The 13,948-nt window shown below is 75.2% G+C and carries 13 protein-coding genes; 8 read left to right on the top strand and 5 right to left on the bottom strand.

Annotation, left to right across the window (positions count from 1 at the left end; genetic code table 11):
• Positions 1–24: 24 nt before the first annotated feature.
• Entirely contained in the window at positions 25–543 is a 519-nt protein-coding gene (locus tag ACWIX6_RS00065; protein WP_448614802.1) for a (2Fe-2S)-binding protein, read from the bottom strand.
• On the bottom strand, positions 540–1,424 hold the full coding sequence (locus ACWIX6_RS00060) for an FAD binding domain-containing protein (protein WP_448614801.1): 885 nt from the start codon (positions 1,422–1,424) through the stop codon (positions 540–542). The genes ACWIX6_RS00065 and ACWIX6_RS00060 overlap by 4 nt, the downstream gene beginning before the upstream one ends.
• A gap of 129 nt (positions 1,425–1,553) precedes the next feature.
• Between ACWIX6_RS00060 and ACWIX6_RS00055 the strand changes: the two genes are divergently transcribed.
• The 6 genes from ACWIX6_RS00055 to ACWIX6_RS00030 all read left to right on the top strand — a co-directional run bounded on the left by ACWIX6_RS00055 (position 1,554) and on the right by ACWIX6_RS00030 (position 7,635).
• A complete protein-coding gene (locus tag ACWIX6_RS00055; RefSeq protein ID WP_448614800.1) occupies positions 1,554–3,026 on the top strand; it encodes an FdrA family protein in 1,473 nt (490 codons plus the stop codon).
• Complete coding sequence (locus tag ACWIX6_RS00050) at positions 3,023–4,444, top strand: DUF1116 domain-containing protein (protein WP_448614799.1); 1,422 nt, start codon at positions 3,023–3,025, stop codon at positions 4,442–4,444. Before ACWIX6_RS00055 ends, ACWIX6_RS00050 begins: the two co-directional genes overlap by 4 nt.
• 181 nt (positions 4,445–4,625) lie before the next feature.
• Positions 4,626–4,892, top strand: a complete 267-nt coding sequence (locus ACWIX6_RS00045; RefSeq protein ID WP_448614798.1) for a hypothetical protein — start codon at positions 4,626–4,628, stop codon at positions 4,890–4,892.
• Positions 4,873–5,445, top strand: coding sequence for an RNA 2'-phosphotransferase (locus tag ACWIX6_RS00040; RefSeq protein ID WP_448614797.1), 573 nt, complete (start codon positions 4,873–4,875; stop codon positions 5,443–5,445). The genes ACWIX6_RS00045 and ACWIX6_RS00040 overlap by 20 nt, the downstream gene beginning before the upstream one ends.
• A gap of 120 nt (positions 5,446–5,565) precedes the next feature.
• Positions 5,566–7,302 carry a SpoIIE family protein phosphatase gene (locus ACWIX6_RS00035; protein ID WP_448614796.1) on the top strand — a complete coding sequence of 579 codons (1,737 nt, stop codon included), beginning with the start codon at positions 5,566–5,568 and terminating at the stop codon, positions 7,300–7,302.
• 45 nt (positions 7,303–7,347) lie between these two features.
• Positions 7,348–7,635 (top strand): Dabb family protein, encoded by a 288-nt coding sequence (locus ACWIX6_RS00030; RefSeq protein ID WP_448614795.1) that lies wholly within the window; start codon positions 7,348–7,350, stop codon positions 7,633–7,635.
• A 57-nt stretch (positions 7,636–7,692) separates the two neighbouring features.
• On the opposite strand, the gene bar is transcribed toward ACWIX6_RS00030, so the two are convergent.
• Genes bar through ACWIX6_RS00015 form a run of 3 tightly spaced genes read right to left on the bottom strand, consistent with a single transcriptional unit; the run spans position 7,693 to position 10,641 of the window.
• A complete protein-coding gene (gene bar, locus ACWIX6_RS00025) occupies positions 7,693–8,796 on the bottom strand; it encodes a barbiturase (protein ID WP_448614794.1) in 1,104 nt (367 codons plus the stop codon).
• 4 nt (positions 8,797–8,800) lie between these two features.
• Positions 8,801–9,775 carry a carbamate kinase gene (locus ACWIX6_RS00020; protein ID WP_448614793.1) on the bottom strand — a complete coding sequence of 325 codons (975 nt, stop codon included), beginning with the start codon at positions 9,773–9,775 and terminating at the stop codon, positions 8,801–8,803.
• Between the two features lie 44 nt (positions 9,776–9,819).
• Positions 9,820–10,641, bottom strand: coding sequence for a PHP domain-containing protein (locus ACWIX6_RS00015; protein ID WP_448614792.1), 822 nt, complete (start codon positions 10,639–10,641; stop codon positions 9,820–9,822).
• A gap of 79 nt (positions 10,642–10,720) precedes the next feature.
• Here ACWIX6_RS00015 and ACWIX6_RS00010 point away from each other — a divergent pair, with 79 nt between their 5' ends.
• Positions 10,721–12,976: a RecQ family ATP-dependent DNA helicase gene (locus ACWIX6_RS00010; protein WP_448614791.1), complete on the top strand. Its 2,256-nt coding sequence runs from the start codon at positions 10,721–10,723 to the stop codon at positions 12,974–12,976.
• Between the two features lie 106 nt (positions 12,977–13,082).
• Positions 13,083–13,712 carry an alpha-ketoglutarate-dependent dioxygenase AlkB gene (locus ACWIX6_RS00005; protein ID WP_448614790.1) on the top strand — a complete coding sequence of 210 codons (630 nt, stop codon included), beginning with the start codon at positions 13,083–13,085 and terminating at the stop codon, positions 13,710–13,712.
• The last annotated feature ends 236 nt before the right edge of the window (positions 13,713–13,948 follow it).

The raw sequence follows: 13,948 nt of genomic DNA, 5'->3' as shown, positions 1-13,948 counted from the left end.
CTTTCGGTACCGAGAGCGCGGTCGTCATCGGGCGGCCTCGGCTCGCATCGTCTCCGCCGCTCTCCGGCAGGCCTTCGCGATGTTGGCGTAGCCGGTGCAGCGGCACAGGTTGCCGCCGATCAGGTCGTCGACCTCGGCGTCGGTGATCTCCACCGCCGGGTCGCGGGCCTCCAGCCCGGCGGCGATCGTGGTGAGGAAACCCGGCGTGCAGAACCCGCACTGCAGGGCATGGCACTCGCGGAAGGCCTCCTGCACCGGGTGCAGCACCTGCCCGCCCTGGTGGTCGGACCGGGACAGCCCCTCCACCGTCGTCACCGACCGGCCGTCCACCTGGACGGCGAGCACCAGGCACGAGCGCACCGGCACGCCCTCCAGGACGACCGTGCAGGAGCCGCACACCCCGTGCTCGCAGCCCACGTGCGTGCCGGTCAGCCCCAGGTCGTGCCGCAGCGCGTCGGACAGCAGCCGCCGCACCGGCACGGTCGCTTCACGTGGAACACCGTTCACGGTGACCGAGATCGTCCGTTCCGTGTCGGTCCTCATGCGGCCTCCAGGGCCCGGCGGGTCGCTTCCGCGCCCGCGTCGGCGAGGGTGCGTTCGGTCAGGGTGGCGACCAGCAGGCGCCGGTAGTCCGCGCTGGCGTGCAGGTCGCCGTCCGGGTCGACCAGCCCGCGCGCCAGCGCGCCGGCCGCGGCCCAGTCGGCCCGGTCCACCGGCGCGCCGGACACCGCCTCGGTCAGGTCGTGCACCTCGGGCACCGGACCGACGGACAGGAAGGCGGCCCGGGCGGCGGCCACCCGCAGGTCGGCGTCCACGGTGACGACGACGGCCGCGCCGCACACCGCGTAGTCCCCCTTGCGCCGGGAGACCTCGGCGAACGCGGTGCCGGACGCGGCCGGCAGCGCCGGGAAGACCGCCTCCAGGACGACGGCCGGCCCGTGCACCGACGTCTCCAGGGGTCCGACGAACAGCTCCCGCCAGCCCACCACCGAGCGGCCGCCCGGGGTGGCCACCGTGACGGACCCGTCCGTGAGCGCCAACACCGCGGTCATCTCGCCGGCGGGGTCGGCGTGGGCGATGGAGCCCACCGTGGTCCCGCGGTTGCGGATCGCCGGGTGCGCGACGTTCGCGGTCGCCCGGGCCAGCAGCGGCTGGACGGCGGCGGCCTCGGTGGAGGCGAGCAGGGCCGCGTGCCGCACCAGTGCGCCCACCCGCACGCCGTCCCGGTCCGCCTCGATCCGCCCGAGGCCGGACACCCGGTTGATGTCGACCAGCGTGGTCGGCGCGGCCAGCCGCATCGACAGCAGCGGCAGCAGCGACTGGCCTCCGGCCAGCACCTTCGCGCCCGCTCCCTCGGCGGTGAGGACGTCGAGCGCCTCGTCCACCGTCGTGGGGTCGGCGTAGCCGAACGGAGCGGGCTTCACCGGGTGCGGGTCACCTCCGAGCGAGCAGGCCCCTGGACCGGGGAAGGCGTCACTCTGTCACCGCATCTGGGAAGTCGGAAGTACCTCAGCGCTAAGCCGCCGGGCGTTCCTCCGGTAGCGTCCCGCCGGGTGGAGGACGGTCAGGGTGCAAGGCACGTCTCGCTGCGCAGCGGCGTCTACGCCGACTCGGTGCGGCTGATGCAGGTGAGCCGGGACGTCGGCGCCCGGCCGGGCGTCACGGCGGTCCTGGTGGCCATGGCCACCCCGCTCAACCTCGAGCTCGCCGCCGGCATGGGCCTCGCCCCGGACGGCGCCGCCCGGCCGGACGAGCTCCTGGTCGGGCTGCGGGCCACCGACGACGCCGCACTGGCCGACGCGGTCGCCGCCGTCGAGGCCGCGCTGCGCGCCCGGGAGGCCGGCGGAGAGGCGCGCACCGTGCCCGCCCGCACCGTCGGGGCGGCGCTGTCCGAGCTCGACGCCGGCCCGGCGCTGGCCGTCGTCAGCGTCCCCGGCCCGTACGCCGTCGCCGAGGCCGCGGACGCCATCGCGGCGGGCTCCAGCGTGCTGGTCTTCAGCGACGGCATCCCGGTCGAGCACGAGGTCGCCCTCAAGCTGGCCGCGCACGACGCCGGCGTCCTGGTCATGGGCCCGGACTGCGGGACGGCGATCGTCTCCGGCCTCGCGCTCGGCTTCGCCAACGTCGTCCGTTCCGGCGCGGTCGGGCTGGTCGCCGCCTCGGGGACCGGCGCCCAGCAGGTCAGCTGCCTGCTCGACGCGGCCGGGGTCGGGGTCTCGCACGTGATCGGGGTCGGTGGCCGCGACCTGTCCGAGGCCGTCGGCGGCCTGGGGACCCTGGACGCCCTGGCCGCGCTGGACGCCGACGAGGGCACCGAGCGGGTGCTGCTGGTGTCCAAGCCACCCGCACCGTCCGTCGCCGCGGCCGTCGAGGCGGCCGCGGCCCGCCTGTCGGTGCCGGTGCGCTCGGCCGTCCTGTCCGCCGGCAGCCCCGACCTCACCGCCGCGGTCGAGTCGCTGCTCGCCGACCTGGGCGTCGCCGTCCCGGCCTGGCCGTCGCGCCCGGGCACCGCGGACGCCGTCCCGGACGGCGCCGTCCTCAAGGGCTTCTACTCCGGCGGCACGCTCGCCGACGAGGCGATGCTGATCGCCGCCCCCGTGCTCGGCGACGTCCGGTCCAACACGCCGCTGCGGCCGGACCTGGACCTGGGCGGCGACCTCGCGGCCCGCGGGCACGTCGTCGTGGACTTCGGCGACGACGCGCTCACCGTGGGCCGCCCGCACCCGATGATCGACCCCACGCTGCGGCTGGAGGCGATCGCCGGGCTGGCCGCCGGCGGCGAGCCCGCCGTCCTGCTGCTCGACGTCGTGCTGGGCCACGGCGCGGACCCCGACCCGGCGGCGGCACTCGCGCCGGCCCTGCAGTCGGCGGCCCTGCCGGCCGTCGTGGCGCTGATCGGGACGGAGGCCGACCCGCAGGGCTGGTCCCGGCAGGCCGACGCGCTGGCCGAGGCCGGCGCGGCGGTGTTCGCCAGCAACGCGGCGGCCACCCGGTACGCCCTCACCCTGCTCGGAGGTCAGGCGTGAACCAGCCCCTCGGCGGCCTGCTGTCCGCCCCGCCGGCCGTCGTCGCCGCGGGGGTGGAGGTCTTCTCCGCCGCCCTGCGCTCCCAGGGCGCCGCCGTCACCGACGTCGACTGGCGGCCGCCCGGCTTCGGCGACCCGGCCGACCTCGTCCAGCTCGCCCTGGACCCGCGCCGCGCCGCGGCCAACCGGACCGCCGTCGAGCGCGTGCTCGCCGCGGGCTCCCTGCTCACCGACGTCCGGCCGGCCCGCGACGTCCTGGACCTCCCGGACCGGACGCTGCTGCACTCCGGGCCCCCGCTGACCTGGGAGACGGCGTCGGGCCCCATGCGGGGCGCGCTGATGGGCGCCTGCGTCTTCGAGGGCTGGGCGGCCGACCCCGCGGACGCCGAGCGGGTCCTGGCCGCCGGGGAGATCGCCCTCGACCCGTGCCACCACCACCGGGCCGTCGGACCGATGGCCGGGGTCACCAGCCCGTCGATGTGGCTCTGGTGCCTCGAGGACCCGGTCAGCGGCGGCCGGGCGTACTCCAACCTCAACGAGGGCCTGGGCAAGGTGCTGCGGATGGGCGCCTTCAGCGAGGAGGTGGTCACCCGGCTGGCCTGGATGCGGGACGTCCTCGGGCCGGTGCTGGCCGCCGCGGTCCGCGGCCGGGCCGGTGACCCGCTGGACGTGAAGGCGGTCCTGGCCCAGATGCTGCAGATGGGCGACGAGGGGCACAACCGCAACCGCGCCGGGTCCCTGATGGCGCTGCGCGAGCTCTCGCCCGCCATCGTCGAGGTCGACGCGCCGTCGGCGGACATCGCCGCGGTGCTGCGCTTCATCGGCGGCAACGAGCACTTCTTCCTCAACCTCGGCATGCCCACGGCCAAGCTGGCGATGGACGCCGCCCGCGACGTCCCCGGCTCGACGATGGTCACCGTGCTCGCCCGCAACGGCACGGACTTCGGCGTGCAGACCGCCGGCACCGGGAACCGCTGGTTCACCGCGCCGGCGAACACCCCCGTCGGGCTGTTCCTCGGCGACTACGGCCCCGAGGACGCCAATCCCGACATCGGCGACTCCGCGATCATGGAGACCTACGGGGTCGGCGGGTTCTCGATGGCCGCGGCGCCGGCGATCGTCCGGTTCGTCGGCGGGACGGTCCCCGACGCCCTGGCGACGACGGAGCGGATGTACCAGCTGACCCTGGCGGAGAACCCGGCGATGCAGATCCCGGTGCTCGGCTTCCGCGGCGCACCCACCGGCATCGACGTCGTCAAGGTCGCCCGCACCGGGTGGCTGCCGCAGATCAACACCGGCATGGCCGGCCGGGTCGCCGGCACCGGCCAGGTGGGTGCCGGGCTGGTGCAGCCGCCGCAGGCGTGCTTCGAGCAGGCGCTGGCCGCCCTGGCCGCGGAGTCCCGCACCGCCGCTGGCTGACCGCGCGGACCTCGATGGCCACGACATCTGCGATCTCGGGGCCGCGGCGGCGGCAATGCAACCGTGATCGCAGACCTCGCCGCCGACTCGACCCCGCCCCGCTCGTTACCGGGCACCGCCGTCGGGTAGTCCGCGGACGGCGTGGCCGGTCCCGGTCGCGACGCCGACGGGGAGGGACGCCATGGCCAGCTGCGAGGTCTGCGGCAACGACTACCGGCTCAGCTTCGAGGTGCACGCCGCGGGGGCGGTGCACGTCTTCGACAGCTTCGAGTGCGCGATCCACGCGCTGGCCCCGATCTGCGAGCAGTGCGGGGTGAAGGTGGTGGGGCACGGCGTCGAGGCCGACGGCGTCTTCTTCTGCTGTGCCTCCTGCGCCCGGATGCACGGGGGACCGGAGAGCGCCGCGGAGCTGGTCGACCACGCGGGCCGTGCGCCGGACGAACGCTGACCGGACGGCGGTGGACGTCGTCCGCACCAGCAAGCGTCTGTCGCACGTGCTGCGGCACGCGCCGGGCAGCGTCGGGCTGACCCTGGACGAGGCCGGCTGGGTCGAGGTCGACGCGCTGCTCGCCGCCCTGGCCGCGGCCGGGACACCGGTCAGCCGGGCGGAGCTGGACGAGGTGGTCGCTCGCAACGACAAGCAGCGGTTCGCTCTCGACCCGCCGGGCCGGCGGATCCGGGCCAGTCAGGGGCACAGCGTCCCGGTCGACCTCGGCTACGCCGCCGAGCCACCGCCCGCGGAGCTGTTCCACGGCACCGGACGGCGCGCCCTGGCGGCCGTCCTCGCCGAGGGGCTCCGGCCGATGGGCCGGCACGCGGTGCACCTGTCCTCCGACGTCGCCACGGCCCGGCGGGTCGGCAGCCGGCGTGGGCCGCCCGTCGTCCTGCGGGTGGACGCCGCCGGCATGCACGCCGACGGCGCCGAGTTCACCCGGTCGGCGAACGGCGTGTGGCTGGTCCCCGCCGTCCCGATCCGGTACCTCACCGTCCTGGACCGGTGACGGTGGGCGTCGGCCAGCTCCTGTCAGGAGCGGATGCCATCATCAGGACCCGGGGGCGACGAGCGCCGTCGCAGCGGCCTCGGCCGTACGGGTCGAGGGGGTGCCGGGCTGGACGGGCGGTTGGCCGAGCTGGTCGCGAGCGGTGAGCGCACCGAGATGCAGCGCGCCGTGCTGGAGCACGACTGGGCCTCGACCTCGCTCGGCGACACCGAGGACTGGTCGCCGACCCTGCTGGGCACCGTGAGCACCTGCCTGAACTCCCGGTTCCCGATGCTCGTCATGTGGGGCCCGGAGCTGGCCATGGTCTACAACGACGGCTACGCGCCGATGCTGGGCGCCCGGCACCCCGCGGCGCTCGGCCGGCCGCTGTCCGAGGTCTGGTGGGACATCTGGTCGGTGATCGGCCCGATGGCCGACGGCGTGCTGGCCGGCCAGGCCACCTTCAGCGAGGACCTGCCGCTCACCATGCGCCGGGACGGGTTCGACGAGGAGACCTACTTCACCTTCTCCTTCAGCCCCGTCATCGAGCCCGGCGGGAAGGTCGGCGGGATCCTGGACACGCTGGTCGAGTCCACCGCCCGGGTGCTGGCGGCCCGCCGCATGGCGGTGCTCCAGCGGCTGGGCAGCCTGCCGCGCGCGGTGCACGGCAGCGCCGCGAAGGCGTCCGAGGCGGCGCTGGAGGTGCTGGGCGGCGCGCGGGCGGACTGCCCGTTCGGCCTGGTCTACCTGCTCGACGACGACAGGGGCCGACCCCGGCTGGCAGCCCGCTACGGCCTGGGCGTCGACGAGCAGGCCGCCGTCCCGGACCTGTTCCCGGCCGGCGTGTGGGCCGAGGTCGCGGCCGGGTCCGCCTTCACCTCGACCGGCCTGGCCGCCCGGGCGCCGGGGCTGGTCGGGCACGGCGCCAGCCCGGCCGGGGAGGCCGACGTGGACACCGCGGTCGTGCTTCCCCTCGCCGTGCCCGGCCAGCCCCAGCCGGTGGGTGCGCTGGTGCTGGGCACCAGCCCGCACCTGCGTCTGGACGAGGAGTACCGGGTCTTCCTGCACCTGGTGGCCGGCCAGGTCGCCGCCGCGGTCACCGACGCGCAGGCGGTCGAGGCCGAGCGGCGCCGCGCCGACGAGCGGGCCGAGCTGGACCACGCGCGCACGCAGTTCTTCACCGAGGTCGCGGTCACCCTGCAGCGCGCCGTCCTCGGACCCACCGCGCTGCCCGCCGGGTTCGCCGTCCACTACGAGCCCGCCGCGGGGACCCTCGAGGTGGGGGGCGACTGGTACGACGTCGTGGACCTGCCCGGCGGCCGCTACGGGGTCGTCGTGGGCGACGTGGTCGGCAGCGGCCTGCCCTCGGCCGCGGTGATGGGGCAGCTGCGCAGCGCCGGCCGGGCGCTCCTGCTGGAGAGCCATTCACCGTCCCAGGTGCTCTCCGCCCTGGACCGGTTCGCCTCCCTGGTGCCCGGCGCCTCCTGCAGCACCGTCTTCTGCGGGGTCATCGACCCGGCCGGCGGGGTGCTGCGGTACAGCAGCGCCGGGCACGTGCCCGCCGTCCTCGTCGACGCCGACGGCGGCTCCCGCCTGCTCGAGGCGGCCGGCTCGCTCCCGCTGGCCGTCGTGGACGACGTGCAGCGGCCGGAGGCCGACGTCCTGCTGCCCGCCGGGTCCACCCTCCTGCTCTACACCGACGGACTGGTCGAGCGGCGGGGCAGCGACCTCGACGAGGGGACCGCCCGGGCCACCGCCGCGCTGGCCGACGGCCGCCACCTCGCGCCCGCCCGGCTGGCCGAGCTGCTCACCGACCAGCTGCTCGACGACGCCCCCGACGACGACGTCGCCTTCCTCATCTACCGCAGCGCCGGCTGACCTCCCCGGCATGCCCGCCGGGTACCGGTGCACCACGATGGGGCGGTGATCCGCAACGTGGTGGTCGGCCGGCTCCGGCCGGGCACCGACCCGGCCGTCGTCCGCTCGGCCCTGGACGCGATCGTCGCGCTCCCCGTCGAGGGGCTGCTCGACGTGCGGGTCGGCCTGGACGCGGGCCTGCGCGACGGCGCCTGGGGCTTCGCGATCACCAGTGACTTCGCGGACGCCGCCGCCTACCGGGCCTACGACGCCGACGAGGAGCACAACCGGGTGCGCCGGGAGATGTTCGACCCGGTGTGCGAGGAGATCGCCCGCGTCCAGTTCGAGGCCTGAAGGACCCCCGCCCCTCGCCACTCGCGAGCTCGTGGCGGACCCTGCAGGGAGGCCGTCCTACGCCTCGATGATCGCGGCCACCGGTCCGCCGCCGGACGGGCCCTGGTGCACCGCCGCCACCGACACGAACACCGCCGGGTCACCGGTCACCGAGGCGGCGACCCCGCCGACGGTGGCCTTGATCTGCCGGTGCCAGAACACGTCCGAGTCGTCGAGCATGGCGTTGCGTCGGCCGCGCACGTAGCCGGTCGGGTCGGCCTCGCACTTGAGGAAGACGTTGACCAGCCGGTCGCCCAGGTCCGAGGAGTGCGGCCGCTCGGGGAGGTCCAGCCCGGCGTCCCGGATGGCGTTCCAGATGCCGTCCTGGTCGAGGGCGTCGGTCATCACCGAGTGGCCGATCCGGTACCCGCCGCCGTGCCCGCGGGCGTTGCCGACGACCACGATCTGCGCCCGGTCCAGCTCGACCCCCGAGGAGCAGGAGGCGACCGCGCTGAACAACGAGAGGTCGCGCATGACCTGCTTCTGCTCGGGCATCTCGATCTCGCCTAGCGCGAGCGCGATGCCCAGCGCCGTCGTGCCGTTGGACAGGTCCATCGAGCCGTGCGGCTCGTCGTAGTAGGTGTCCTTGCCGCGGGACTTCGCCTCGCGGATGGTCTCGATGGTCAGCAGCGGCGTCTTGGTCTGCACGTAGTGCACGTCCGCGGGGTCGGTGATGCCCGCCTCCGCCATCGCCCGGCGCACGCCCTGGGCGACCTTCTGCACCATGGTGAGCCGGCCGATGTCCTCGGGCAGCAGCGTGTCGCTCATGGCGTAGCCGACGGTCAGCCGTGGTTCGTCGGTCGCCTCCACGGCGTCCTCGGGCAGGGTGGCGAAGACGGTGGCGTGCGGGCTGATGACGCCGTCGGTGCCACCGGACCAGACGATCGGGACCTGCTTGACCTGCTCCGGGGTACGGCTGCCCTTCTCGACCAGCACCTCGCGGAACGCGCGGTCGGCGATGATCCGGGTGTAGTCGTTGACCCCGCCGTTGCCCTCGGTCTTGCCGATGACGGCGACGATCCGGTCGGCCTCCATGACCCCGTCGTCGATGAGCCTGGCCAGCTCCGAGGCGTCACTGACGTTGTGCAGCGGGATCTTGCGGACCTCGATGGGTGCGGGCACGGGATCACTCTTCCTTCTGCTGGACGACGGTGCCGACGTCGTCTCCGGCGACGGCGTCGGCGATGTGCTCGAGCGAGGTGACGACGGCGCGGGAGCCGCCTCCCTCGACGAAGCGGAGTGCGGCCTGGACCTTGGGGCCCATGCTGCCGCGGGCGAACTCCCCGGCGGCCTCGTGCCCGCGCAGCTCCGCCGGGGTGACCCGGCGCAGCGGCCGGGCTCCGGGGGTGCCGAACCCGACCATGACGTGCGGGACGTCGGTGGCGATCACCAGCACTTGCGCGCCCAGCTCGCGGGCCAGCAGCGCGGCCGTCAGGTCCTTGTCGATGACGGCCTCGACGCCGCGCAGGGGCCCGACGTCGCCGTCATGGTCCTGGCCGTCGTCGACCACCGGGACCCCACCCCCACCGGCACAGACGACGACGAACCCGGCGGCGGACAGCGCCGCGACCGCCGGGGCGTCGACGACCGCACGGGGCTCCGGGGAGGCGACGACCCGCCGCCAGCCGCGCTCGCCCCGGTCCTCCCACACCTGGCCCAGCTCGACGAACCGCTGTGCCTCCGCGCGGGGCAGGTACCGGCCCACCGGCTTGGTCGGGGTGCGGAACCCGGGGTCGGCCGGGTCGACCAGCGTGCGGGTGACCAGCGCCGCGGCGCGCTGGGGCAGACCGCGGACGGCGAGCTCGGCGTCCAGCTCGTCGGCGAGGGTGAACCCGATGGTCGCCTGGGTCTGGGCCACGTTCCAGTCCAGCGGCACGGGCGGCACGACGTGCGCCGCCAGCTCGTTCTTGACCAGCAGGTTGCCCACCTGCGGGCCGTTGCCGTGGGTCACCACCACCTGCACGCCGGTGGCGACCACCTCGGCGACGTGCCCGGCAGCGACCGCGATCGCCGCGCGCTGCGCCGCCGGCGTCGCCGATCCGTCCGGCCCGGTCATGGCGTTGCCACCGAGCGCGATGACGGCGCGGCGCGGCAGGGGCACGGCACGACCCTATCCGGATCTCTCTCAGCGCTGAAGTAAATCCGTCAGCGGCGCCAGAAGTCGAAGCGGTCCCGTCCGGGCCGGAAGCCGGCCGCCTCCACGACGTCGACCGCGAGGTCGAAGCGCTGGCCGACCGCGTGCGGCAGGTGGGCGTCGCTGCCGAAGCTGATCGCCGTCCCGCCCTCCTCGCGGTACCAGCGCACGAGTTCCACCGACCACAGCGGGCTGGTGGTGTTCACCTCCAGGGCCCGTCCGCTCCCGGCCAGGGTCCCGAACACCGCCCGGTACTCCTCCTCGAACGCCGCCTCGGGGTACCGGTCCCGGCCCCCGGGCCAGTAGCGCCGCGGGTAGTCGCAGTGCGCGAGCACCTGGAAGACGTCGCTCTGCTCGATCATCGTGACCATCTCGGTGAGGTACCGGCGCATCGTCTCCACACCGCCGGCGGCGGTGAGCATCCGGTTCACCCCGATCAGCCGGCCGTCCACGGTCAGCGAGTGCAGCGACCCCAGCACCCGGTCCACCGGCGCGCTGCCCAGGTGCGCGGCCACGCTGCCGGCGAACAGGTGTGGCTCGCCGGCCTCCACCCCGGTCAGCACCCGCAGCGTCGGGTACCGGTCGCGGCACTCCCAGATCGTCTCGGCGTAGACGTCCACGTCGATCGGGCGCTGGTTGGCCGGGTGCCGGTCGGTCAGCCCCTCCGCGGTGGCCCGGTCGTCGGCGCCCCAGGAGGTGAAGTCCAGGTGCTCGGTGAAGGCGACGGCGGGCAGGCCGATCCGGACGGCCTCCGCGCAGGTGCGCAGCATCGAGGCCCGGGGACCGGTGTCCCAGGAGAACTCGCTGTGCACGTGGTTGTCCGGCGGCAGCATCGCGCCCATCCTCTCCCGCCGTCCACAGCGTCCGCCGGGCGGGCCGAGGGTGTCGGTGCGACCGCCTACGGTCGTCGCTATGAGCAGCATCGCGTCGCCGACCACCGACTCCTTCGTCGAGTCCGCCGACGAGGCGCTCGGGGTGCTCCGCGAGCTCACCGGCCGGCCCGACGCGGTGTTCCGCGAGGGGCAGGACGCCGCGGTCGCCGCGTTGGTCGAGCGCCGGCAGCGCGCCCTCGTCGTGCAGCGCACCGGCTGGGGGAAGTCGGCGGTCTACTTCGTCTCCACCGCCCTGCTCCGCCGCCGGGGCAAGGGCCCCACGCTGCTGGTCAGCCCGCTGCTCGCGCTGATGCGTGACCAGGTGGCGGCGGCCGCGCGGGCGGGGATCAAGGCCGTGGAGATCTCGAGCTCCAACGTGACCGAGTGGGACGACATCAACGCCCGGCTGGCTGCCGACGACGTCGACGTGCTGCTGGTCTCCCCGGAGCGGCTGACCAACCCGCGCTTCCGCGACGAGCAGCTCCCGGCGCTGGTGTCCCGCTGCGGGTTGCTCGTCGTCGACGAGGCGCACTGCGTCTCCGACTGGGGCCACGACTTCCGCCCCGACTACCGCCGCATCCGCGACCTGCTCGGCCGGCTGCCGGCCGGCACGCCGGTGCTGGCCACCACCGCCACGGCGAACGAGCGGGTGGTCGAGGACGTCGCCGAGCAGCTCGGCTCCGGCGGCGTGGCGGTGACCACCGTGCGCGGGCCGCTGGCCCGCGACTCATTGCGGCTCGGGGTGCTCCGGCTGGACACCGACCGGGCCCGGCTGGCCTGGCTGGCGGCGCACCTGTCCGACCTGCCGGGCAGCGGGATCGTCTACACCCTCACCGTCGCCGCGGCGGAGGAGACCGCCGCGCTGCTGCGCGACGGTGGGCACGAGGTCCGGGCCTACACCGGCCGGCTGGACGACGCCGACCGCAAGGACGCCGAGGAGGCGTTGCGGGAGAACCGGGTCAAGGCGCTGGTGGCCACCTCCGCGCTGGGCATGGGCTTCGACAAGCCCGACCTGGGCTTCGTCGTCCACCTGGGAGCGCCGTCGTCGCCGGTCAGCTACTACCAGCAGGTCGGTCGCGCCGGCCGGGCCGTCGAGCACGCCGACGTGCTGCTGCTGCCCGGCCCGGAGGACCTCGCCATCTGGCAGTGGTTCGCGACCTCCTCCATGCCCCGGCAGGACCACGCCGCCGCGGTGCTGACCGCGATGGCCGACGGCAAGGCCTGGTCGGTGGCCCGGCTGGAGACGGTCGCCGACGTGCGCCGCTCCCGGCTCGAGCTGCTGCTCAAGGTGCTCGCCGTCGACGGCGCGGTGGAGCGGGTGCAGGGCGGGTGGCGGTCGACGGGCGTGCCGTGGTCCTACGACGCCGACCGGTACGCCCGGGTGACCGCGACCCGGGAGGCCGAGCAGCGGGCGATGATCGCCTACGCCCGGCCGGCGGAGTCGGCGGAGTGCCGGATGGCCTTCCTCCAGACGGCGCTGGACGACCCGACCGCAGCACCCTGCGGCCGGTGCGACGTGTGTGCCGGCCCCTGGTACGCCACCGACATCCCGGCCGGCGCCGCGGAGGCGGCGACCGCCCGGCTCGACCGGCCCGGGGTCGAGCTGGCGCCGCGGGCGCAGTGGCCCACCGGCGCGGACCGGCTGGGGGTCGACGTCAAGGGCAAGATCGCCGCCGGTGACCAGCTGGAGCCGGGCCGGGCGGTCGCCCGGCTGACCGACCTGGGCTGGGGGCAGCGGCTGCGGACCCTGCTGGGGGACGACGGTGTCGGTGGGGTGGCCACCCTCGCCGAGGACCTCGAGGCGCCCACCATCGAGGAGGACCCGGACGCCGCCCTCGATGTGTCCCACCGGGTGATCCGGCCCGGTCTGCCCTCGGATGCACCCCCGGACGACGAGCTGCTCAAGGCCTGCGCCCGGGTGCTCGGGTCCTGGGACTGGGCGCAGCGCCCGGCCGCGGTGGTCGCGATGCCCTCCCGGCGCCGACCGGCGCTGGTCACCGGCGTGGCCCAGGGGCTCGCCCGGCTGGGCCGGCTCCCCTACCTCGGCACCTTGGACCTGGTGGCCGGCGGGCCCAGTGGCGGGCCGGGCGGGAACAGCGCCTTCCGGCTGGCCGGGGTGTGGGGCCGCGTGGCCGTCGGGGAGGGGTTGCGCGACCAGCTCGCCCGGCTCGACGGCCCGGTGCTCCTGGTCGACGACCTCGCCGACTCGCGCTGGACCGTGACCGTCGCCGGCCGTGAGCTCCGCCGGGCCGGTGCCTCGTCGGTCCTGCCCTTCGTCCTGGCTCTCTCGGCGTAAGGACCCCTCTGCCCCCCACGCCTCGCAAGCTCGGCGCGGGCCCCTGCAGAGGGGCCTGTCCACAGGTTTTCGAACAGCTGTGCGAAACCTGCGGTAGCGTCCGTGCATGTCGCTCGCGCACCAGCCGTCCATGTGGGACGTCGCCGAGGAGGCACGGCTCACCCCGCTCGCCGGGCGGGTGACCCGGCACCCGCTGTCGCGTGGCGCCTGGGTCGACCACCTGCCCGGGTGGGTGGAGGGCTCCGACGTCGTCCTGGACGTGCTGCTCGGGGACATCGGTTGGCGGGCCGACCGCCGGCAGATGTACGACCGCGAGGTCGACGTGCCGCGGCTGCTCCGCTGGTACGGCGGCGAGGAGGCGTTGCCCCACCCAGCGCTCACCGACGCCCGCTCGGCGCTGAACTCCCACTACGGGCCCGAGTTGGGTGAGCCGTTCGTGACGGCCGGCATGTGCCTCTACCGCGACGGCCGGGACAGCGTCGCCTGGCACGGTGACCGGATCGGCCGCAGCCGCACGCAGGACACCATGGTCGCCATCGTGTCCTTCGGTTCGCCGCGGGCGCTGATGCTCCGGCCGGTGGGAGGCGGGGAGAGCCTGCGGTTCACCCTCGGCCACGGCGACCTCGTCGTGATGGGCGGCTCCTGTCAGCGCACCTGGGAGCACTGCATCCCGAAGACGGCGAAGCCGGTCGGTCCCCGCGTGAGCGTCCAGTACCGCCCCTACGGCGTGGCCTGAGGCGCGTCCTCGCGGCTCAACAGCGACCGAGGGTCGTCAGCAGACCCCCGGTCGACCCCCGCGTGCACGGCCCGCTGAGGCCGTGTAATGTTCTCCCTGCACCGAGCGAGAACGGACCGGGCCGCAAGGCCCGGGAAACCGCCGGCCGAATCCCTGAGGTTCGACTGCTGCGGAACTCGGTGTAGAGTGGGGAAACCGCCACGGGAGTTCGGCCGATCATTCGGCCGGGGTTCGTG

This window comes from Modestobacter sp. URMC 112 (genome assembly GCF_053502575.1).
This window is presented reverse-complemented; position numbering and strand designations above follow the sequence as displayed.